Here is a 20,654-nt window from a genome sequence, read left to right as displayed (position 1 = left end):
ATAAAAGATATGCTATAAGAACCATCAGAAGAAGAAATTGGTCTATTGTTGACTGATACTAATGAGAGCCTAATCTAGAGTCTTTAAACAAAACTGATTCAATAATGATTACGATGTGAACATAGCTTGTATAAAAATTAAAAAATGCAGAAAAATATAGTGGATGATAGATGGTTATTTTTGCATATCTGATCTTTTGTAATATAAAAATGAGGTGACCGATATTTGTACAGGATTAAGTATTCAATCTCAAGAGGGTAAGTGGTTTTTTGGAAGGAATATGGACTTAGCCTATTACTTCAATCAAGCAGTTATGATTATCCCAAGAAATTATCAATATCAAGATAGAGTCTCAGGTAATATGGTAACCAATAAACGCGCTATCATTGGAATGGGGACGGTAATTGATAACCATCCTCTTCTGGCGGATGCTATGAACGAAGTTGGCCTAGCCTGCGCAGGATTAAATTTTGAAGGGTACGCGTACTTTGAGAAAGAACCGATTGAAGGGAAAAATAATATTGCACCCTACGACTTTATACAATGGGTTTTATCAAATCACGAAACAGTAGAAGAAGTTAAACGTGGAATTGAGCATTTAGAACTTGTGGATTGCCCAATCAATGAAAATACACCTGTTTCAATGCTTCACTGGATGATTACAGATAAGACAGGAAAGGCTATTGTGGTAGAAAAGACAAAAGACCGATTGACTGTACATGACAATCTGATAGGAGTTTTGACCAACAATCCTACCTTTGATTGGCATTTAACTAACTTGAATGAGTATTTACATCTGACACCAATTTCACCAAAAGAAACAAAATGGGGCAAGCAAACATTAAAAGCACTAGGCATTGGAGCTGGAACATTAGGGATACCCGGAGACTTTGCTTCCGTTTCCAGATTTGTAAGGATAGCTTATATTCGTACACATATGCCTAAAATTGAAGGAGATATACATTCTATTACACAATTTTTTCATATGCTGGATTATGTAAAAATGGTTAAAGGAGGGGTCCTTACAGATGATGGGTTAGAGGATGGTACAACCTATTCTTCTTGTATGGATCAAGAAAAAGGTGTTTATTACTATAAAACGTATGAAAATAATCGTATCAATGCGATAGATATGCATAAGGAACAATTAGAGGGGACAAATCTTAAAATCTTTAAATACCTCACAAACCAGGATTTCAATTATCAGAATTAGGTTTACCTAAGAGTTTACATAAGCGAAAAATATTTCGTAACTTATATTAAAAGGCACTCCGTCCTTAGCTAATGGGACGCTGCCTTTTGATTTTTCCAGTATTGGATTTATCAATATGTATAGACTCCGGAAATGCAGGCATTTTCTCGGCAATTGAGTGAAGGAGTTGAGCAGTTATTGTCTTTAGGATTGAAAGGATCTTCATTAAGTTGATTAATATCTTTCATTATTCTAGATAAGCTCAGTTAGTAGTAATATCCACTGGCAAGCATCTACTTGTTTAGTTTTATCTATGATGCTGGTTTTTCTATGTTTATTAACTCTATTCACTTAAAGTGAGAAAATGCGTATAATAATGAATATTAAAAGAGAGAAATGGAGTAGTATATCAAATGGTTCAATCAATCAATACAAAAGTCGAGTTAGTTATTGATGCGACCTCACATAACGGGCTTCCTGAATACGGAAAAATTATGATTGGTGACAAAGGATTTGAATTCTTTAATGAACGTGATGCTCGTAAATTTATTCAAATTCCTTGGGAGGAAGTTGATTATGTGATTGCTTCTATCATGTTTAAAGGGAAATGGATTCCGCGTTATGCTATTCAAACTAAACGAAATGGGACATTTACATTCTCCTCGAAGGATTCAAAAAAAGTTTTGCGAGTCATTCGTGAACATGTTGATCCCGCTCATATGGTGCAATCATTAAGTTTCTTTGATGTGGTCAAACGCGGTATGAGTAGTATATTTAAAAAGTAATAGTTTTAAAAAAAGATAAGTTAGTACTTGTCTTTTTTTTGTCGAAAAAAACAAAAATTGCACGGTATGTAAATGTCCTTGGCAAAGAGGCTTTGGACATAGAAAATTTTAATCCTGCTTGAAAGCGGATTATATAGCGTGCTATAATCACTAAGAAAGTTTATTGAAATTTTCGAAAAGCTAGTCTAAATAACCATCTCCTTTATTTTTTACGCGATACTACTTCGATTAGATGTAAGTAAAAAGTATTGATTGATGAAGAGAAAAAGGGGAGTCTTTGTACCTATAACTTCATTTAATCACTTTTTTTTATGTCTTTTTTTGTCGAATATAGTCGTTTTCAGATGGTTGGAAAACACATCTATAGAAATATAGAAATAGACGTGTTTTACCGTATTAGTTTGCTTGTAACAATAATAATAGGAGGTAAAAAGATGGTAGGGATTATCATTGCTAGTCATGGTGAATTTGCGAATGGTCTCTTGCAATCTGGAGAAATGATCTTCGGAGTACAAGAAAATGTAAAAGCTGTTACATTGATGCCGAGCGAAGGACCTGATGATGTAAAGGCAAAAATGAAAGAAGCAATTGCCTCTTTCGATAACCAAGATGAAGTCTTATTCTTAGTCGATCTTTGGGGTGGTACTCCTTTCAACCAAGCCAATAGCTTGCTTGAAGATCACCAAGACAAATGGGCAATCGTTGCTGGTATGAACTTGCCAATGTTGATTGAAGCTTTTGCATCTCGTTTTTCAATGAACAAAGCACATGAAATTGCCGCTCATATTTTGGGCACTGCTAAAGAAGGAGTTAAAGTTAAACCAGAAGAGTTAGAACCCGTTACAGAGGTTAAACCTGCTGATAAACCGTCAACTGCAGGTGCGCCTGGTAAATTTGAGTACGTGTTAGCTCGCATCGACTCTCGTTTGCTTCACGGACAAGTAGCGACTGGTTGGACTAAAGCAACAAATCCTACTCGTATCATTGTTGTATCTGATACAGTAGCTAAGGACGATCTTCGTAAGAAATTAATCCAACAAGCTGCTCCACCAGGTGTAAGGGCACATGTTGTTCCTGTACATAAAATGATTGAACTTGCAAAAGATGATCAACACTTTGGCGGTCAGCGCGCATTGCTTCTTTTCGAAAACCCGCAGGATGCACTTAGGGCGGTTGAAGGTGGCGTTCCATTAGAGACAATCAATGTTGGTTCTATGGCACACTCACCTGGTAAAGTTCAACCGAATAAGGTATTGGCATTCAATCAAGAGGATATTGAGGCTTTTGCTAGTTTAAAAGAGCGTGGTTTGAAATTTGATGTACGTAAAGTTCCGAACGATTCAAAAGGCAACATGGACGAGATTATCAAGAAGGCTCAAGAAGAGTTAAACAAACAAAAATAATCATGATTATCACGAAAAAAAGGGAGGATAAATCATTATGGATTTGACTATTATTCAAATAATATTAGTCCTTTTCGTAGCATTCTTAGCCGGTGTAGAAGGAATTTTGGATGAATTCCATTTCCATCAGCCAATTATTGCATGTACGTTAATCGGCTTAGTTACAGGAGAACTTGTACCTTGTCTTATCTTAGGCGGTACGCTTCAAATGATTGCTTTAGGATGGGCAAATATTGGAGCAGCCGTAGCACCGGATGCTGCGTTAGCATCAGTTGCATCTGCTATTATTTTAGTTTTAAGTGGACAAGGTCAAGATGGAGTATCTTCTGCAATCGCGATTGCAGTTCCGCTTGCAGTTGCTGGCCTTTTATTAACAATTATCTGTCGTACGATTGCGACTGCATTTGTTCACTTTATGGATGCTGCAGCTGCAGAAGGAAATATCAGAGTAGTAGAATTTTGGCACATTGCTGCAATCTGTATGCAAGGATTACGTATTGCAATCCCAGCTGGATTAATTTTAGCCATTGGTGCAGGTCCGGTTCGTAGCTTGCTTGAATCTATGCCAATGTGGCTGACAAATGGTTTAGCTATCGGTGGTGGAATGGTTGTAGCTGTTGGTTATGCAATGGTTATTAATATGATGGCTACAAAAGAAGTATGGCCATTCTTTGCAATTGGATTCGTATTAGCAACTGTTACAGAAATTACACTTATTGGTTTAGGTGCTATCGGTGTGGCTCTAGCACTCATCTATTTAGCTCTTTCTAAACAAGGCGGTTCAGGTAATGGCGGAAATGGTAATACAGGTGATCCAATAGGCGCTATTATTGATAATTACTAAGAAGGAGGAGGACAGAAAGTGGAAAAAGAATTGAGATTATCGAAAAAAGATCGTATTTCTGTTTGGTGGCGTTCAACCTTCATTCAAGGTTCTTGGAACTATGAACGAATGCAAAACGGTGGTTGGGCGTATGCAATGATTCCAGCTATTAAAAGATTATATAAAACAAAAGAAGACCGCTCTGCTGCACTAAAACGTCACTTAGAGTTCTTTAACACTCATCCATATGTAGCTTCACCTATACTCGGGGTAACTTTAGCGCTTGAGGAAGAACGTGCAAATGGTGCACCGGTTGATGACGTAGCTATTCAAGGTGTTAAAGTTGGTATGATGGGACCTTTAGCGGGTATCGGAGATCCAGTTTTCTGGTTCACGGTTAAGCCAATCCTTGGTGCGTTAGCAGCTTCTCTTGCCATGACTGGTAATATACTTGGACCGATTCTTTACTTCGTTTTATGGAATCTTATTCGTATGGGATTCACTTGGTATACACAGGAATTTGGTTACAAAGCAGGATCTAAAATTACAGATGACTTATCTGGCGGGTTACTTCGAGATATTACTAAAGGTGCATCGATACTCGGGATGTTTATCCTTGGTGCATTAGTTAACCGTTGGGTTTCTGTTAAGTTTACGCCAACTGTATCCACCGTTCAGCTTGATGAAGGTGCCTATATTGATTGGGATAAGTTACCTGCAGGAGCAGAGGGAATTAAAACAGCGTTGGAACAACAAGCTGCTGGTCTATCATTAAGTGATGTTAAAGTAACAACTCTACAACAAAATTTAGATAGTTTAATCCCAGGCTTATCTGGATTGCTATTAACACTTCTTTGTATGTGGCTGCTTAGGAAGAAAGTATCACCAATCGTAATGATCCTTGGATTGTTCGTCGTTGGTGTTGTCTTCCATGTATTAGGCATCATGTAAAAATAAATTTATAAAGCTTGTTCAGACTTATACAAAGATAGATTATAAGACTGTTAAACAAATAGGGAAGCACCTCCTGAAATTGAGCGAATCATTTTCAGGGGGTGCTCTTTATATACCGCCAGAAACTTGATCATTACTACTATATACATATCAATGGAAACCATTTTGAATTAAACTATTGCTTAATAGAAGAAAAAGTATAAATTTATATTTTAGGAGGCTGCCATGCTTACAATTGGCTATATTGGAAATGGGAAAAGCACGAACAGATACCATTTACCGTTCGTCCTGCAAAGAAAGAATATAAAGGTAAAGACAATTTATCAAAGGAATCCTAAACATGAAAGCTGGGATCGGATTCCAGGGGTCACTTATACATCTGACTTAGATCAACTGTTAAATGATAAAGATATACAACTCATTGTAGTTTGTACAAAACATGACAGTCATTATGAATACGCCAAATTGGTATTAGAACATAATAAACATTGTTTAGTTGAGAAGCCTTTTATGGAAACCTCCGAGCAGGCAAAAGAAATATTTGCAATCGCGCGTGAGAAGGGACTAATTGTTCAAGCTTACCAAAACAGACGCTTTGATAGTGATTTTTTAACTGTTCAAAAGGTTATCGAAGAAGGGAAGCTAGGAGAACTGCTGGAAGTAGAAATGCATTTTGACTATTTCCGCCCCGAAGTACCAGAATCCACTACTACTTTCGATCCTGCTATGTCATTTTTATATGGACATGCATGCCATACATTGGATCAGGTTATCAGCTATTTCGGCAAGCCGGATCACATCCACTATGATGTTAGGCAATTATTGGGGCAAGGCAAAATGAATGATTATTTTGATTTAGATCTATATTATGCTGAATTGAAGGTTACTGTAAAATCCAGTTATTTTAGAATTAAAGAAAGGCCTAGCTTTGTAGTTTACGGTAAAAAGGGATGCTTTGTGAAAGCAACGAAGGACCGCCAGGAAGAACACCTAAAATTATTTTACATGCCGGATAACAAGGATTTTGGAGTAGATACGCTAGAACATTATGGTGTACTGACATATGTTGATGAAGAAGGTACCATCCATGAAGAAAAAGTGAAATCCATCAATGGTGATTATGGGTTAGTGTATGATGATTTATATGAAGCCATTATGAATGGTAAAGATAAAACTATTACAGATGAACAGACACTGCTGCAAATGGAAATATTAGAAACTGGCATTAAGAATTTAAAATAAAATAAAATAAAATTAAATGATAGAGACAGCCCCCAATACGGCACACTATGCATGGTATTGAGGGCTGTCCACTTTTTTAGGAAAACACAGTTGTATGTGATGCTAACCAGCCTCACATATCTTATTGATCTTTTTGCTCGTAGAGAGCCAGAAATGCACATTCTATTGCGCGCAAAGTATGGGCTGGAATTCCGCCGCCCATATTATTCCACAGATCAGCGAATAGTCTAGGACTATGACCTTCACGCAGTAGCTTTTTGGCGTATAAGACTATCATATTCGGATCGCGTTGATGACGTAACAAGCACATCGGAGACGGATAGTCTTCACGAAGTCTATTTTCCATCTCAAGAGCTTCTCTTTTCGAAATGGCAGTCAGTGTCGGTTGAATTTTTTCCCACTCATCGAGCATAATGGGTATCCATTGGCAATTGTCCTCATGGTAGAAGTAAGTCTCCTGACCATTGGTCTGATAAATAATTTCTGCACCTTCGTTAAATTCACGATAATAGGTTACGAAAATATCCGTATACAGATTGGAAATTTCCCAATACATATCATATTCATGCAGGGGTGCAAATGCATCAATTAGCCTACTGTAATACCAGCTCTGCTGCTCTTTTCCACGGTTGAACCTGGTCCATAGTTCGTCTCCGCATTCAATATAGTCTGCTTTAATACTGCGGAGATTGGATAGTTTGTCCGCGCAGGCAAGTAAGAGCTCTTCAAAGCTAGCTGACTCTGTCATGTAGTCGATGGTATGCTGCTTTCGCTCTTCCCAGCTGCGTGACTTGTCCTCGCTGTTTGACTGAATAAGGGATAAAACTAAAGGACCAAACTCGTTTTCAATTGCATCAGAAGTCTCGTCTGTATCTTCCAGAACGTCATGTAGCAGGCCTGCAATAATCAGCGCAGTATTACAGCCGGCAGAGGTTAGAATCTGGGCAACCTCGAATGGATGAGAAATATACGGAATATCGGTTCCTTTACGAGTCTGTCCTTGATGTGCTTTCGTTGCAAAGAGAATTGCTCGATGCAGGATGGCATTTCCGAACCACGTATTTGGCGTATATAGTGTACACTCTTCATCTGCCTTTTCGACTTCAGGTATCTTTTTAACCTTAGATGAATCTATCCTCTTTTCCGTCATTGAGTTTCCCTCCTTCATTTCTTTTCCTCTTATAGTTAGGGATATATTATATAAAAATAATTATAACATCTATAAGCTAAGACTGATGAGGAAGACAATCAAGTGAAATATCGTCTATTTGATTTCTTCTGTTCCATTCCATTAATATATTGGTTCTCTTACTAGGAATTATTCAGATTAGCAATTCAATATCTTAGTAAAATAATTTGGAAATAAGTAAGTAATGAATATGAACATGGATGATGTACTTTACCATTGACCAGACTGGACCTAATTTTCCTGGTTTTCTTTGTACTTTTTGTTCATAATAAGGGATAATATGTTCAAAATTTCTATAGTTTGATAAAAAGTGCCCAAGCATGCTATAAGTGTAAAAGAAGATTATTTCTGTTTAGTTTTGGGATAGATTTTTATATGATATCCCATTTAATGAGAGGATTGGAATTTGAATATGAAAGAAAATTTTTGGCGTGATCTACCACGACCTTTTTTTGTACTGGCACCAATGGAAGATGTGACGGATGTTGTTTTTCGTCATGTCGTGAGTGAAGCTGGGAGACCTGATGTGTTTTTTACAGAGTTTACAAATTCGGAAAGCTATTGTCACCCTCAGGGAAAAGAGAGTGTGCGTGGACGTTTAGCCTATACAGAGGATGAACAACCGTTGGTAGCCCATATTTGGGGTGACAGGCCTGAAAACTTCCGAAAAATGAGTATTGGTATGGCGGAGTTAGGGTTTAAAGGCATAGATATCAATATGGGATGTCCCGTACCTAATGTAGCTGACAATGGGAAGGGAAGTGGTCTGATCTGCCGTCCCGAAGTTGCAGCCGATTTAATACAAGCAGCTAAAGCTGGGGGATTGCCGGTAAGTGTGAAGACGCGGCTTGGTTTCGCGGATATAGACGAATGGCGTGATTGGCTGACACATATATTGAAGCAAGACATTGCTAATCTTTCTATTCATTTGCGTACAAGAGATGAAATGAGTAAAGTAGATGCTCATTGGGAGCTTATTCCGGAGATTAAGAAACTTCGTGATCAGGTCGCACCCGATACACTTTTAACGATCAATGGAGATATCCTTGACCGTGAAATGGGATTGAAACTGGCTGAACAATACGGTGTAGATGGGATTATGATTGGGCGTGGTATTTTCAAAAATCCATTTGCCTTTGAGCATGAGCCAAAGGAACATAGCAGTAAGGAATTGCTGGATCTCTTGAGGCTGCATTTAGATCTCCATGATAAATATTTAGAAGTAGTAGCTCGCAAGTATACACATCTTCATCGTTTCTTTAAAATCTATGTCCGTGGATTCCATGGGGCTGGTGAATTAAGAAATGAGTTGATGAATACGAAGTCCTCAGATGAAGCGCGTGCATTGATCGATAAATTTGAAGAGCTTAATGGGATGGACGAAAAGTAAGAAGCAATCGAATGAGAAAATTGTTGCTACTTCTCTATAGTAGAACGGATTTCAAATCTGTATGGTATGTTATGAATTAATCCTAATCTTAAAATAACCCTTGGAACTGCGTGTTTTCCGCATGTCTAAGGGTTTTTCCTTTAGAATAATCTATTGCTGCTTCTAGTATTGTAGGATTAACTATCTATCGATTTAAATATTTTAATAATTCAAATTATTCATGATATTATTCTTCCTCCGATTTATAATGAATAAAATAGGGTTTAGTGGAGGGAATACATTGAAGAAAAAATTGATAGTACCAGTACTTTTAACATCCGCTATATTAGTAGGCTCGATTCCGGCCGGAAGTGTAATTGCACAGCCAGTTAATTCGAAAGCAGTTAGTAAGGAGTGGAATGAGAGGGCTAGCGTTCCTTTATTCGTGAAGGAGCGGTCTGCTGAAAAATACTCTTCTAGTACCCCTTCCAATGCTTTGAATTATTTGAAGAATAGTCAAGGAAAGACTGGAATCAGTAATCCGGAGAAAAACTTGAAGGTGAAAGATGTACAAAAGGATGAACTGGGCATGACGCATATCCGCTTTAATCAGACGGTAAATGGAGTAAATGTTGAAGGTTCAGACATTATCGTTCATTTTAATAAGGATAATGAAGTTGAATCCGTTAATGGTAGGATGAATCAGACACTTAGTGAATCAAAAGTGAATACAGCTGTCTCTTTAAGCAGTGAAAGAGCAGTAAAAGAAGCCTTATCCTCTGTTAAAGCCCCTGAAGAGCTGACATATGAACCTACTACTGAATTGGTTGTCTATCCTTTTAAAGGAGAAAACCATACAGTCTATAAAGTAAATGTTAACTTTATGGGTGTGGAACCTGGAAACTGGTTTGTCTTTGTAGATGCACAAACGGGTGAGATAATTGATCAGTATAATGCCATCATGCATGCCGCTGAAAGAAAAACACAAAAAGGTACAGGAATCGGTGTGCATGGAGAACGCAGAGAATTACACATTACCCGTGTAAAGGAAGCGAATTCTGGTACTAAGTTTTCTTTAGCGGATTATGCTCATGCTAACCTTGGTGGAATTGAAACATACGATGCCAAAAACGATAACACTTCCAGTAATGATACGCTTTATGTAGGGAATTCAGCTTCATTTATCAAAGACTACGATCGTGCTGCTGTCGATGCGCACTATAATTCCGAAAAAGTATACGAGTATTTTCTAAACAAGCATGGCCGTAATTCTCTAGATGGAGAGGGAATGGCAATTATATCTAAAGTCCACTATGGTACCAATTATAATAATGCTTCCTGGAACGGACGTTGGATGACCTACGGTGATGGAGATGGAGAGTTTATGATTTCTCTGGCAGCAGGTCTTGATGTAGCTGCTCATGAAATGACCCATGGTGTAATTTCTCACTCAGCTAATCTGGTTTACCGGAATCAATCAGGAGCACTAAACGAGTCTTTTGCTGACGTGTTTGGTGTACTAGTTGATGATGGTGACTGGGAAATGGGAGAGGATATTATGGCACCAGCTGCCAAAGCTGAAGGGGTGACGGTATTGCGCAGTTTAAGTAATCCTAACAGTGTAATCGTCAGCAACGAGCAAAGAAGAGAATATAGCACAAATGGTGGTGTCTATCCAGACCATATGGATGAGTTTTATCATATGCCGACTTCCGTAGATGGCGGTGGTGTCCATGTTAATTCATCTATTACAAACCATGCTGCATACCTGATCGGTCAAGAACTTGGAAGAGAAAAATTGGGGAAAATCTACTATCGAGCTTTAACGGTTTATTTAACCTCTAATTCCAATTTTAGCGATGCTCGGAACGCAATTGTGCAGTCTGCTATTGATTTGTATGGTGAAGGCAGCGAGGAAGAGGCGGCCGTACAATCTGGTTTTGATGCGGTGGGAATCTATTAATTCATCCAGATGACTTGAAGGAAGGTTAGTTTATATTTATTTGCTCCCTTAGACGATGAGTTTAAGGGATTTTTTATGTGCATATATAAACTATTAGCGATCTAGAGTAGGAAATTTCTACATTAAAAAGAGGCTGGGACATAACTAAATTTACTATGTCTAAAACCGAATGATGTATTTGATTTTTATTAATCTAAATAGAAAAAGCCGAACTATTATTAATAATTGATGTTAACACTGCATTATATAATAGTTCGGCTTTTATAGATGCTGGAGACCTTTTGTCCCAATCTCTTTTCGTCTCTTATTGAGGCAATAATATCAATGTCTGATACTCTAATTGGCTCATTGAGTTTAGTTAGGTGATAATCTCCTGTCGCCCAGTCGGAGATATCCTTTCTATTCTCATTTATTGTTTTATATAAGCAAGTCCTAGACACCCTGGACCGGTATGGCTGCCAATGGATGGGCCGATTTCGGTGATGAATACTTGCGCGAAGGATTGTTCTAATTCAAGATCAGCTTTTAAGGATAATGCATGATCAAGATTATTAGAGTGTAAAATACAAATCATTTCTCTCTCAACATTTGAAGCTAGGAATCTTTCTTTGATTTGCTTGGTTGCACCGGATGTTTTTCGAGCTTTGCAGACAGATTCAATGACTCCATTATCTGTAACAGAAAGGATTGGCTTGATTCCGATTAGTCCACCAATCTTCGCAATAGCCGGATTTAGTCTGCCACCTCTGGCTAAGTATTGTAAGTCATTCACGTAAAATTCCACGTGGAAGGATTGTTTGTTTTCTTCCAGATATTCAACAATTTGGTCGTAGGAATACTTCTCATCTCTCATCATGCAAGCTTTAACCACTAACATACCCATAGCCATAGAACCGGTCAAGGAATCGATTACGGCGATGCGACTTTCCGGATATGAATCTAGTAATTCCAGACTTGCCAATCTAATATTATTAAACGTGCAGCTTAATGCGCTGGAAAGAGTTACACAAATGATATCATTTCCTTTTTCCAATTCTTCTTTTAATACTTGAATTGCGGCTGAAGGAGAGCTGGCACTGGTCTTGGCAACCTCGCCATTTGCTAATCTATTATAAAACTCCGTAATTTCCATTTTACGTTCGGAACCGTACTCTATTTGATCCTCAAACTGAAAATGAAGAGGAATTAATTTTATTCCATATTTTTCGATTACCTCTGCTGGGATATCGCAACTTCCATCGGTAATAATTGATATATTCTTCATGAAAACCTCCGTTAGTTATTAAACACTGTGTTGTATAAAATTTGTTATCATTGTATAATGTTGCCCCGGAAGCATCAATCATCAATTTTAATCAGAATGAAAGTTATTAAACAGAATGGGACGATTTGTTTAAGAATAGGAGTCAGAATGGATGGAAGATCGCAGAATAAGATATACCAAAAAAGTAATTAAAGACACATTTATTGAATTGTTAGAACAAAAGCCAATCAATAAAATTACCGTAACCGAGCTATGTGCAAAGTCTGAAATCAATCGGGCTACCTTTTATCGGTACTATGAGGATGTATATGATTTGATGGAGAAGCTAAAGAGTCAATATGTGGATGAACTGAAGGCAGCTATCTCCATTTCAAAGGACGACTACACGATCTCGGGATTTACAAGTGAAATTCTTGAGGTGATTCTAAGAAATAAGGAACTGAGCAGAATTCTCTTTACTTTGAAGAACGGAAAAGACTTTCTTGATGATGTGTTAGATATTGCCCATATGAAATGTATAGAAAAGTGGAATCGTTACGGGAAAAATGTACCGCAAACACAAGTGGGGTATCTATCAACGTTCATAACTGCTGGGACAATAGGTATCCTGAATGAATGGATTCAAAATGATTACAAGGAGTCTCCCTCAGAGATTGCCAATCTGATTGAAAATATAAGTCACTACGGTCTGGCGAAGATTATTTATGGGAAGTAAGTAAAGATACCTGAATCAAAAAAAGTAAAAGATATTCTACTGGCCCTAAATTTTTTCATAGAGCTTTTTTTCGTAATATAGGGTCTTTTCCTTATGCAATAAATAGGAGAAACCAGTATCTTGTTAACTTTACTGCGCATTTGTTTAAAACAATCAATTTCCTATGATGAATAAATTAGGCGGATAAAAGCAGTGGATAATTGTAAAGTTAGTAAATTAAGGAAAGTGAAGGGCAGGCTTAGAAATCAATAGCGAATCAACAAAGCCTTCCTTTCAATAGTGTATTTACTCTATTTCTAACTAGTTCTTAACCGAAAACTCTACTGGATAATGTTTTTATATATTTTATATTAAAAATGGTAAAGTAGAATATATCGAATAAAAGACTAGGTGGTAATAAAAAATGAAAGAAGTCATACAAAAGGTTTTAGAGTTCAGGGATGAGCGGAATTGGGGACAATATCATAATGAGAAAGATTTAGCGATTTCGATTTCATTGGAAGCGAATGAATTATTGGAGAATTTCCAGTGGAGAGATAGCGAAGAGGCAGCGGCTGATTCAATAGACAATATAAAAGAAGAAATGGCCGATGTATTTATCTATCTCTTGCAGTTAGCGGATAAATTGGATATCAATCTGGAAGAGGAAGCACTCAAGAAACTGAAGAAGAACGCCATAAAATACCCGGCTCCGGCAAAGAAATAGTCATATTATGAATCATATTCAGCTTACAATCATGTGTGATGTGGAGGTGCGGTATGAGTACAAGTACAGTAAAAATACAGACACTGCCTTTTAACAAGGCATCAATAAATCGCCTGAGCGGGTATTATATTGATTATCCTGTCGTGTATTTTCTGAACAATGAAACTACGGTCTATATAGGCGAAACAGTGGCAGTCAAAAATCGGATGAGGGACCATCTGAATAATAATGAACGAAAATCATTAAGTAAGATGTCCTTAATTATCCATAATAAATTTAATCGTTCTGCTACATATAATATAGAAACGAAGCTAATCAATTATTTCTTGGCGGATGAGCGTTATAAGCTGCAGAACAAGAGTCAAACTGCAAAGAATGTAATGCATAATTATTATGAAAAACAATACTATGACGAACAAATTTTTGATGAAATTTGGACTGAACTTTTAAAAAGAAAAATTGTCGATCATTCAGCACAAGCAATTGAAAATAAAGATATCTTTAAGTTATCCCCCTTTAAGGAAATGACGACTGAACAGTTAGAGCTGCAACAGGAAATTATAAAGGTATGCAAAGAACATATAAAGGATGAAAAACCGTTTGTTTTTCTTATTAAAGGGGAAGCGGGTGTCGGAAAGAGTGTTGTCTTAAGTTCGGTTTTTAATAAAATACAAGAGCTCGCCAAGGAAAAAGATAACGATTTATCCAAAACTGAAAACTATTTATTAGTTAATCATTCTGAGATGTTAAAGACCTATAGAAAAATAGCTGGAAATGTTAAAGTACTTTCTAAAAAGAATTTTGAAAAGCCGACAACATTTATCAACAAGCGAAAGAAATTGGGGAAAAAGGCTGATATCGTTCTAGTAGATGAAGCTCATTTATTGTTAACAAAACCTGATAGTTACAATAATTTCAATGAAGAAAATCAATTGGAAGAGATCATTAGACATAGCAAGGTAGCCATTATCGTCTATGATGACAAGCAAGTCTTGAAAATGAAAAGTTACTGGGACGAAGAAAAGCTATACTCAATCACAAAGAGCTGTAATACAGGGAATTATGTACTGACAAATCAATTTCGAATGCGTGCCTCCGATAATATGGTCAATTGGATTAATTATTTTGTGGAAAAGAAAATTACACCGATGCCGATTGAAGACGCATATGATTTTCGGATTTTCGAATCGGCAGCAGAAATGTATAAAGTAATCCAAGAGCAGAATAACAAATTTGGTTTGGCGAGAATTGTGTCCACCTTCGATTATATACATAAGAAAGATGGACAAACCTATTATGTGGAAGAGGATGGTTTTAAACTTCCATGGAATAATGATTATGGAAATCATACATGGGCAGAAGAAGCAAATACCATAAAGGAAGTAGGATCCATTTATACAATTCAGGGCTTTGACTTAAATTATGTTGGGGTTATTCTAGGTCCATCAATCGGCTATGATAAGGAAACAGATATGTTAAAAATCATTCCTGAAAACTATAAGGATACAGAGGCCTTTAGGGGAAGGAATGAGTATAAAAACAGTGAAGAAATTATGGAAAGAATTATTTTAAATTCACTTAACATACTGATGAAGAGGGGCATACATGGCCTGTACATATATGCACATGATCCGGAATTAAGGGACAGATTGTTAAAACTTCAAGAAAATAGATTTCCTAGGCAGGACACAAGAAGCTGATTTCATTATAAGAGGCAAAACCCTTAACCAATCTGAATAAGGGTATAAGGTGTTTTGTCTGCCTCTCTTTAAATAAAAGCTTCCATCTTCATTAAAAACGACAAATAGTTTATAATTATCTGTAAATAGTAGAAATTTTAGTCGAAGAATCATTATAATGGTATGAGATATGGTAAAAAATGAGATGAAAGGGTTTCTTAAGTAGAGCCTTTCTTTTTGCTTTGTTTAAACAGGAGAGCTTGCTCTTTTTTACAAATTAGGGGATGAGGATGGTTATAATGAGCAACATGCAGAAGAAAACAGACGTTATCTTAATTGGTGCCGGGATTATGAGCGCGACATTGGGGGCAATACTTAAAGAGTTAGCACCTGAATGGAACATCAAAGTATTTGAAAAACTTGCAAGTGCAGGGGAAGAAAGCTCAAATGAATGGAATAATGCAGGGACGGGTCATTCTGCACTGTGTGAGCTTAACTATACATCTGAAAAAGCTGATGGATCTTTAGATATTAGCAAGGCTATCAATATTAATGAGCAGTTTCAGCAATCGAAGCAGTTTTGGTCATATTTGGTTAACAGCAATTTGATTCAAAATCCACAGGATTTTATCATGCCAATTCCTCATATAAGTTTAGTGCAGGGAGAGGATAATATAACTTTTTTGAAAAAGCGTTTTAAAGCGCTTTCTAAAAATCCTTTGTTTGAAGGAATGGAATTTACAGAGAATCCAGAGAAACTAGAAGAATGGATTCCTCTTATAATGGAGGGACGCTCAACGGATGAACCGATTGCAGCCACAAAAATTGATTCAGGAACCGATGTTAACTTCGGTGCGTTAACACGTATGCTGTTTGAACATTTACATAGTAGCGGTGTAGAAGTCAATTATAGTCATAGTGTAGAAGATATTAAACGTACCACTGATGGTCTATGGCAGGTGAAGGTGCATGATTTAGAAGATGGTAAACTTGAGTACCATACGGCACATTTCGTCTTTATCGGTGGAGGAGGCGGAAGTCTCCCTTTACTTCAAAAAACAGGCATTCCGGAGTCCAAGCATATCGGAGGTTTCCCTGTAAGCGGACTGTTTATGGTTTGTAACAATCCGGAAATCGCTGAAAAGCATTATGCAAAAGTATACGGAAAGGCTAAGGTTGGTGCACCACCAATGTCTGTTCCTCATTTAGATACACGATATATCGATAATAAGAAAACGTTATTATTTGGGCCATTTGCCGGTTTTTCGCCCAAGTTCTTAAAAACTGGTTCCAACTTTGATTTATTTGGGTCCGTAAAACCGAATAATGTTATTACGATGCTGGCGGCGGGAGTTAAAGAAATGGCATTGACTAAATATTTGGTTCAGCAAGTCATGCTATCGAATGAGAAGCGTATGGAGGAATTACGTGAATTTATTCCAAACGCCAACAGCGAAGATTGGCATACAGTTGTGGCAGGCCAACGTGTGCAAGTAATCAAAGATACAGAAAAAGGAAAGGGAACACTTCAATTTGGTACAGAAGTGGTCAGTGCTGAAGATGGTTCGGTTGCTGCATTGCTCGGAGCCTCTCCTGGAGCCTCTACTGCTGTTCACGTTATGCTTAAAGTATTGGATAAATGTTTCCCTCAAAATATGAAGGAGTGGGAACCTAAAATAAAAGAAATGATTCCATCTTATGGTCTATCTTTAATGGAAAATCCTGATCTTTTCAAAGAAATTAATCAATCAACTACAGAAACACTGGGACTTTGTACAAAAGAAATGATCTGTAACTAAGCATAGCTTAATTATAAATAAGGGCAACTCACTATACTAAGCGGGTTGCCCTATCTTTATTTTATGAACAGTAGAAACAACCCTGCACTAGACTTACCAATGCAGGGTTGTTTTATTAGTACGTATTAAGTTCATTAATTGGAGTCTGAATAATGACTGGTTTCTTTTTAGGGTCTAACCATTTCAAAATCTTTTTCACGTTTGCTTCAGATGTTGCGGTGCAGCCTAAAGTATAGCTGTTGCCAATGTGGAAGAAGATTGCGCTTCCCTTATAAGGTGTTCGCTTCGTATTGTAGTTGATTACAAACCCATATGTGTAGGCTGATATATTCATATTTTCTGCACTTTTCCATTGACCCTTGGTTTTCTTTTTGGACTGCCAAGTGTTGTATAGTTTCGATTTCGGATCATCAACCCATACGTCATCCGCTGTGATTTTACGATAATTCAGCTTTGTTCCGGGATTTGCTTTTCGGCCAAAAGCTGTACCGATTGTATACTTCCCAATCGGAGACCTCTTGCCACTTTCTTTCATGTCCTTTTCCTTTGCAAATCCATACTTCCCAATATAACCTTTGGTTTTTAATACAGGTACCCATTTTCCTTTAGAGTTCCTCTCGAATGTGCGGATTTCAGCTTTCGATGTATTATATCCACTTGAAGTAACGAGAATGAGTTGCTTGTTGCTTTCGACTGTCTTTAAGCCTTCAGCTAAATTTTTCGGAGCTGCGGGCTTTTTGGAAGTTAAATAGTTACTGGAAGCCCAACCGGTTTTGCTGCCAATGATTACTTTGCTCCAAGAGCCTTTCGTTTGAGTTACTTTAACTGAGCTGTTCTTTTTAACAGTTGTAACTACTTTGTACTTAGTTCCGGCTCCACTGCGAATATTTAATGTACTTGCTGTGACATACATCGTTTTAGAAGTTACTTCTGCAACAGGTTTTTTAGATGTTAAATATTTGCTGGAAACCCAGCCAGTCTTGCTTCCAACCGTTACTTTTTCCCATGAGCCTTTCGTTTGAGCTACTTTGACTGAGGTATTCTTTTTAACAGTTGTAACAACTTTGTATGTAGTTCCTGGACCACTTCGTACATTTAGTGTACTGGCCGTTACATATTTGGATGATGCAGCTTGAACGTTATTTTCCACGGGAAGACCTGAAAGAATCACGAACAGTGCGATTATGATTGCAATCCCCTTTTTGATCATGTATTCACTTCTCCTTAATAATTTATGTACTTCCTTATTCTATTTACTTCTAAATGTAGTCGTAAACGAGCTCTTCTTATTTTACTAGATTTAAATTTTTTAATCATGTGGTCCTGCCCAATTTCGTTCTATTGTTCTATGAATTTTACGAATATTTAATGAAATATTTTTAAAATTAATACATGGTTTACCAATATAGCAGATCTCAAGTAATAATTTTCAGCCAATGGATGAATGTTTATGCTAATTGCCATCGGGAAGAAGAAAAAAGAAGTGATAGAAGGGGAAAGGAGGAAATATAAAATGGAAAAAACAATTTTTATTACTGGAGCAGGGAGCGGACTCGGCAAAGGATCGGCTATTGGTCTGGCGAAAAAAGGTCATCATGTCATAGCGACGACTGAGACGACATCTCAGAAAACAGCGCTTATGCGGGAAACGAGAGACTTGGGAATAAATATGGAAGTTTTTAAGCTCGATATTACCAATCCTATTGATTTAAGAGAAATTGATAAATATGATTTTGATATTTTTGTGGCGAATGCCGCGATTAATGAAGGTGGACCGCTCGCTGAAATACCAATGGAACGGTTCCGCGCTATCTTTGAAGTGAACGTTTTTGCCACGCTTGAGACAGCTCAAATCGCTGCAAGAAAGCTGGTTAACAAAGGTATGGGCAAAATTGTTTTCTTAAGTTCAATGGCAGGCATTATGACAACTCCTTATGCAGGTCCATACGCAGCGACCAAGCATGCCATTGAAGCAATGGCTTTGACATTAAAGCATGAATTAAAAGAGTTTGGCATACAGGTGGCGACTATTAACCCGGGTTCATTTGATACGGGTTTCAACGATCGGGCTGTAGAAGAAAAATGGAAATGGTTTAATGAGGAAGAACACTTTACCCGTAAAGAAGATATGAAAGCAATGGAAGAGGGATTGAAAAATCAAATGGATCCAGAGGATATGATTGAAAAAATGATAGAAATTATCCCGGCAGAACACCATAAATTCCGTACAGTTTATCCAGAGCAAACAGAAAAACAGATGAAGGAAGCTGAACAGAAAAAGTGGGGGATGGAAGTTTAATTCGACAAAGTCTTAATATACTTTCACTCTTTTTTCTCTTTAACTACTAATTGTCACATTGTGTCCAACTTTTGATCTAGTAGGTTAGGTGTTTTAGTTTTATTTAAATTTAAATATAAGTTAAAATATTCCTGAAGCAAGAATATCATTTTTTTCGGGTAAACTTACTTTCTTTTATGTCTAGGCAAAATTAGGCTATGTTAAAGTCCGTTATGTTGGCTAAGCAGGTTTTACTTGAAATGGATCTGAGGACATTGGGTATGTCTCGCTTTTATGCTGGATTAATACGAAGTGTCACAGACAAATCCAAGTATAAATTTTAAAATCCGTATGGATAAACAGAGCCTATACTTTAATGAGGAGGTAGTTCAAAATGAAATTAGAGGGAAAAGTAGCGGTTGTAACAGGTGCAGCATCCGGAATGGGGAAAGCGATTGCAGAGCTTTATGCAAAAGAAGGAGCTAAAGTCCTTGTAACAGATCTTAACCTTGAGGGTGCCGAAAATGTAGTCGAAGGGATTACAAACAATGGTGGTACAGCGAAAGCATTGCAAGTGAACGTTGCAAAGCTTGAAGATATCGAGGGAATGATTGATACAGCTGTTAGTGAATTTGGTACATTAGATATACTTGTTAACAATGCAGGCATTATGGATGGTTTCGAACCTGTTGCGGATATACAAGATGAAAGATGGGATTTAATTTTTGATGTAAATACAAAAGGTGTTATGCGTTCCATGCGTAAGGTCGTTCCATTATTCCAGGAAAAAGGCCAAGGCATAATTATAAATATTGCTTCTACTGGTGGATTAAACGGTGCTCATGCAGGTGCAGCCTATGGTGCTTCCAAGCATGCGGTGGTTGGTCTTACTAAGAACACAGCCTTTATGTATGCAAAAGAAGGCATTCGCTGTAATGCAATCGCACCAGGTGCGGTTGAGACCAATATTTCTGCATCGATGGGAAAAGTTAATGAATTTGGAATGGGACGTTCTAGATTAGCACAAGCTGCGATTCCTAAAGTGGGACAGCCGGAAGAAATTGCAGCAGCTGCCTTATTCCTTGCTTCTGAGGATTCCAGCTTTGTAAATGGTACAGTTTTAGTAGTTGATGGTGGTTGGACTTCAGCATTCTAATAAATATTAAATAATTGATTACAATTAGGCAGCTTGTTTCTCTGATTTAGAGGGACAAGCTGCTTTTCTTTTGAATAAGAAAATATATATTTAAATAACAAAATTTCACATAATCACTTTAAATAAAATATATTCAG

At 37.3% G+C, this 20,654-nt stretch carries 17 protein-coding genes; 14 read left to right on the top strand and 3 right to left on the bottom strand.

The features are described 5' to 3' along the window. The first annotated feature begins 214 nt into the window (after positions 1–214). From bsh to FHY47_RS16230, 6 genes are all read left to right on the top strand, one after another. Positions 215–1,213, top strand: a complete 999-nt coding sequence (bsh, locus tag FHY47_RS16255) for a choloylglycine hydrolase (RefSeq protein WP_217491085.1) — start codon at positions 215–217, stop codon at positions 1,211–1,213. 392 nt (positions 1,214–1,605) lie between these two features. Then, positions 1,606–1,977 (top strand): DUF956 family protein, encoded by a 372-nt coding sequence (locus tag FHY47_RS16250; protein ID WP_066108374.1) that lies wholly within the window; start codon positions 1,606–1,608, stop codon positions 1,975–1,977. Positions 1,978–2,411: 434 nt separating this feature from the next. Beyond that, entirely contained in the window at positions 2,412–3,380 is a 969-nt protein-coding gene (locus FHY47_RS16245; protein ID WP_066108371.1) for a mannose/fructose/sorbose PTS transporter subunit IIA, read from the top strand. A 37-nt stretch (positions 3,381–3,417) separates the two neighbouring features. Continuing rightward, positions 3,418–4,224, top strand: coding sequence for a PTS mannose/fructose/sorbose transporter subunit IIC (locus FHY47_RS16240; protein ID WP_066108368.1), 807 nt, complete (start codon positions 3,418–3,420; stop codon positions 4,222–4,224). An 18-nt stretch (positions 4,225–4,242) separates the two neighbouring features. Next, complete coding sequence (locus FHY47_RS16235; protein WP_140462143.1) at positions 4,243–5,154, top strand: PTS system mannose/fructose/sorbose family transporter subunit IID; 912 nt, start codon at positions 4,243–4,245, stop codon at positions 5,152–5,154. Between the two features lie 228 nt (positions 5,155–5,382). After that, positions 5,383–6,399, top strand: a complete 1,017-nt coding sequence (locus FHY47_RS16230) for an oxidoreductase (RefSeq protein WP_066108362.1) — start codon at positions 5,383–5,385, stop codon at positions 6,397–6,399. A gap of 121 nt (positions 6,400–6,520) precedes the next feature. Here FHY47_RS16230 and FHY47_RS16225 read toward each other — a convergent pair whose 3' ends face one another. Then, positions 6,521–7,549: an HD domain-containing protein gene (locus FHY47_RS16225; RefSeq protein WP_066108359.1), complete on the bottom strand. Its 1,029-nt coding sequence runs from the start codon at positions 7,547–7,549 to the stop codon at positions 6,521–6,523. A gap of 451 nt (positions 7,550–8,000) precedes the next feature. Between FHY47_RS16225 and FHY47_RS16220 the strand changes: the two genes are divergently transcribed. Further along, a complete protein-coding gene (locus tag FHY47_RS16220) occupies positions 8,001–8,978 on the top strand; it encodes a tRNA dihydrouridine synthase (RefSeq protein WP_066108600.1) in 978 nt (325 codons plus the stop codon). Between the two features lie 280 nt (positions 8,979–9,258). Then, on the top strand, positions 9,259–10,920 hold the full coding sequence (locus tag FHY47_RS16215) for a M4 family metallopeptidase (protein WP_140462144.1): 1,662 nt from the start codon (positions 9,259–9,261) through the stop codon (positions 10,918–10,920). 409 nt (positions 10,921–11,329) lie between these two features. On the opposite strand, the gene FHY47_RS16210 is transcribed toward FHY47_RS16215, so the two are convergent. Continuing rightward, positions 11,330–12,184 (bottom strand): DegV family protein, encoded by an 855-nt coding sequence (locus tag FHY47_RS16210; protein WP_140462145.1) that lies wholly within the window; start codon positions 12,182–12,184, stop codon positions 11,330–11,332. Between the two features lie 151 nt (positions 12,185–12,335). On the opposite strand from FHY47_RS16210, the gene FHY47_RS16205 reads away from it, so the two are divergent. From FHY47_RS16205 to FHY47_RS16190, 4 genes are all read left to right on the top strand, one after another. Further along, positions 12,336–12,899, top strand: coding sequence for a TetR/AcrR family transcriptional regulator (locus FHY47_RS16205; RefSeq protein WP_140462146.1), 564 nt, complete (start codon positions 12,336–12,338; stop codon positions 12,897–12,899). 403 nt (positions 12,900–13,302) lie between these two features. Further along, on the top strand, positions 13,303–13,605 hold the full coding sequence (locus tag FHY47_RS16200) for a nucleotide pyrophosphohydrolase (protein WP_066108347.1): 303 nt from the start codon (positions 13,303–13,305) through the stop codon (positions 13,603–13,605). Between the two features lie 53 nt (positions 13,606–13,658). Further along, a complete protein-coding gene (locus FHY47_RS16195) occupies positions 13,659–15,305 on the top strand; it encodes a DUF2075 domain-containing protein (protein WP_148631117.1) in 1,647 nt (548 codons plus the stop codon). A 278-nt stretch (positions 15,306–15,583) separates the two neighbouring features. Next, positions 15,584–17,083 carry a malate:quinone oxidoreductase gene (locus FHY47_RS16190; protein ID WP_140462148.1) on the top strand — a complete coding sequence of 500 codons (1,500 nt, stop codon included), beginning with the start codon at positions 15,584–15,586 and terminating at the stop codon, positions 17,081–17,083. A 115-nt stretch (positions 17,084–17,198) separates the two neighbouring features. Here the strand turns inward: FHY47_RS16190 and FHY47_RS16185 are convergent, their stop codons facing one another. Next, positions 17,199–18,293, bottom strand: a complete 1,095-nt coding sequence (locus FHY47_RS16185) for an SH3 domain-containing protein (RefSeq protein ID WP_148631115.1) — start codon at positions 18,291–18,293, stop codon at positions 17,199–17,201. A gap of 303 nt (positions 18,294–18,596) precedes the next feature. Here FHY47_RS16185 and FHY47_RS16180 point away from each other — a divergent pair, with 303 nt between their 5' ends. Next, positions 18,597–19,382, top strand: coding sequence for an SDR family oxidoreductase (locus FHY47_RS16180; RefSeq protein WP_148631113.1), 786 nt, complete (start codon positions 18,597–18,599; stop codon positions 19,380–19,382). A 373-nt stretch (positions 19,383–19,755) separates the two neighbouring features. After that, the gene (locus tag FHY47_RS16175) at positions 19,756–20,517 is read left to right on the top strand and encodes an SDR family oxidoreductase (protein ID WP_066108337.1); all 762 of its coding nucleotides are present in this window, start codon (positions 19,756–19,758) and stop codon (positions 20,515–20,517) included. The last annotated feature ends 137 nt before the right edge of the window (positions 20,518–20,654 follow it).

This window comes from Bacillus sp. E214, assembly GCF_008087365.1.
Lineage (GTDB): Bacteria > Bacillota > Bacilli > Bacillales > Pradoshiaceae > Pradoshia.
Note: the sequence above shows the minus strand (reverse complement) of the source record. Positions and strands in the feature narration are given on the sequence as shown.

Bases quoted from the DNA above. Each gene is read 5' to 3' on its own strand.
- FHY47_RS16220 (WP_066108600.1), top strand. From the start codon at position 8,001: ATGAAAGAAAATTTTTGGCGTGATCTACCACGACCTTTTTTTGTACTG.
- FHY47_RS16245 (WP_066108371.1), top strand. From the start codon at position 2,412: ATGGTAGGGATTATCATTGCTAGTCATGGTGAATTTGCGAATGGTCTC.
- FHY47_RS16200 (WP_066108347.1), top strand. From the start codon at position 13,303: ATGAAAGAAGTCATACAAAAGGTTTTAGAGTTCAGGGATGAGCGGAAT.
- FHY47_RS16225 (WP_066108359.1), bottom strand. From the start codon at position 7,549: ATGACGGAAAAGAGGATAGATTCATCTAAGGTTAAAAAGATACCTGAA.
- FHY47_RS16230 (WP_066108362.1), top strand. From the start codon at position 5,383: ATGCTTACAATTGGCTATATTGGAAATGGGAAAAGCACGAACAGATAC.
- FHY47_RS16210 (WP_140462145.1), bottom strand. From the start codon at position 12,184: ATGAAGAATATATCAATTATTACCGATGGAAGTTGCGATATCCCAGCA.
- FHY47_RS16250 (WP_066108374.1), top strand. From the start codon at position 1,606: ATGGTTCAATCAATCAATACAAAAGTCGAGTTAGTTATTGATGCGACC.
- FHY47_RS16205 (WP_140462146.1), top strand. From the start codon at position 12,336: ATGGAAGATCGCAGAATAAGATATACCAAAAAAGTAATTAAAGACACA.
- FHY47_RS16190 (WP_140462148.1), top strand. From the start codon at position 15,584: ATGAGCAACATGCAGAAGAAAACAGACGTTATCTTAATTGGTGCCGGG.
- FHY47_RS16185 (WP_148631115.1), bottom strand. From the start codon at position 18,293: ATGATCAAAAAGGGGATTGCAATCATAATCGCACTGTTCGTGATTCTT.
- FHY47_RS16195 (WP_148631117.1), top strand. From the start codon at position 13,659: ATGAGTACAAGTACAGTAAAAATACAGACACTGCCTTTTAACAAGGCA.
- FHY47_RS16180 (WP_148631113.1), top strand. From the start codon at position 18,597: ATGGAAAAAACAATTTTTATTACTGGAGCAGGGAGCGGACTCGGCAAA.
- FHY47_RS16175 (WP_066108337.1), top strand. From the start codon at position 19,756: ATGAAATTAGAGGGAAAAGTAGCGGTTGTAACAGGTGCAGCATCCGGA.
- FHY47_RS16240 (WP_066108368.1), top strand. From the start codon at position 3,418: ATGGATTTGACTATTATTCAAATAATATTAGTCCTTTTCGTAGCATTC.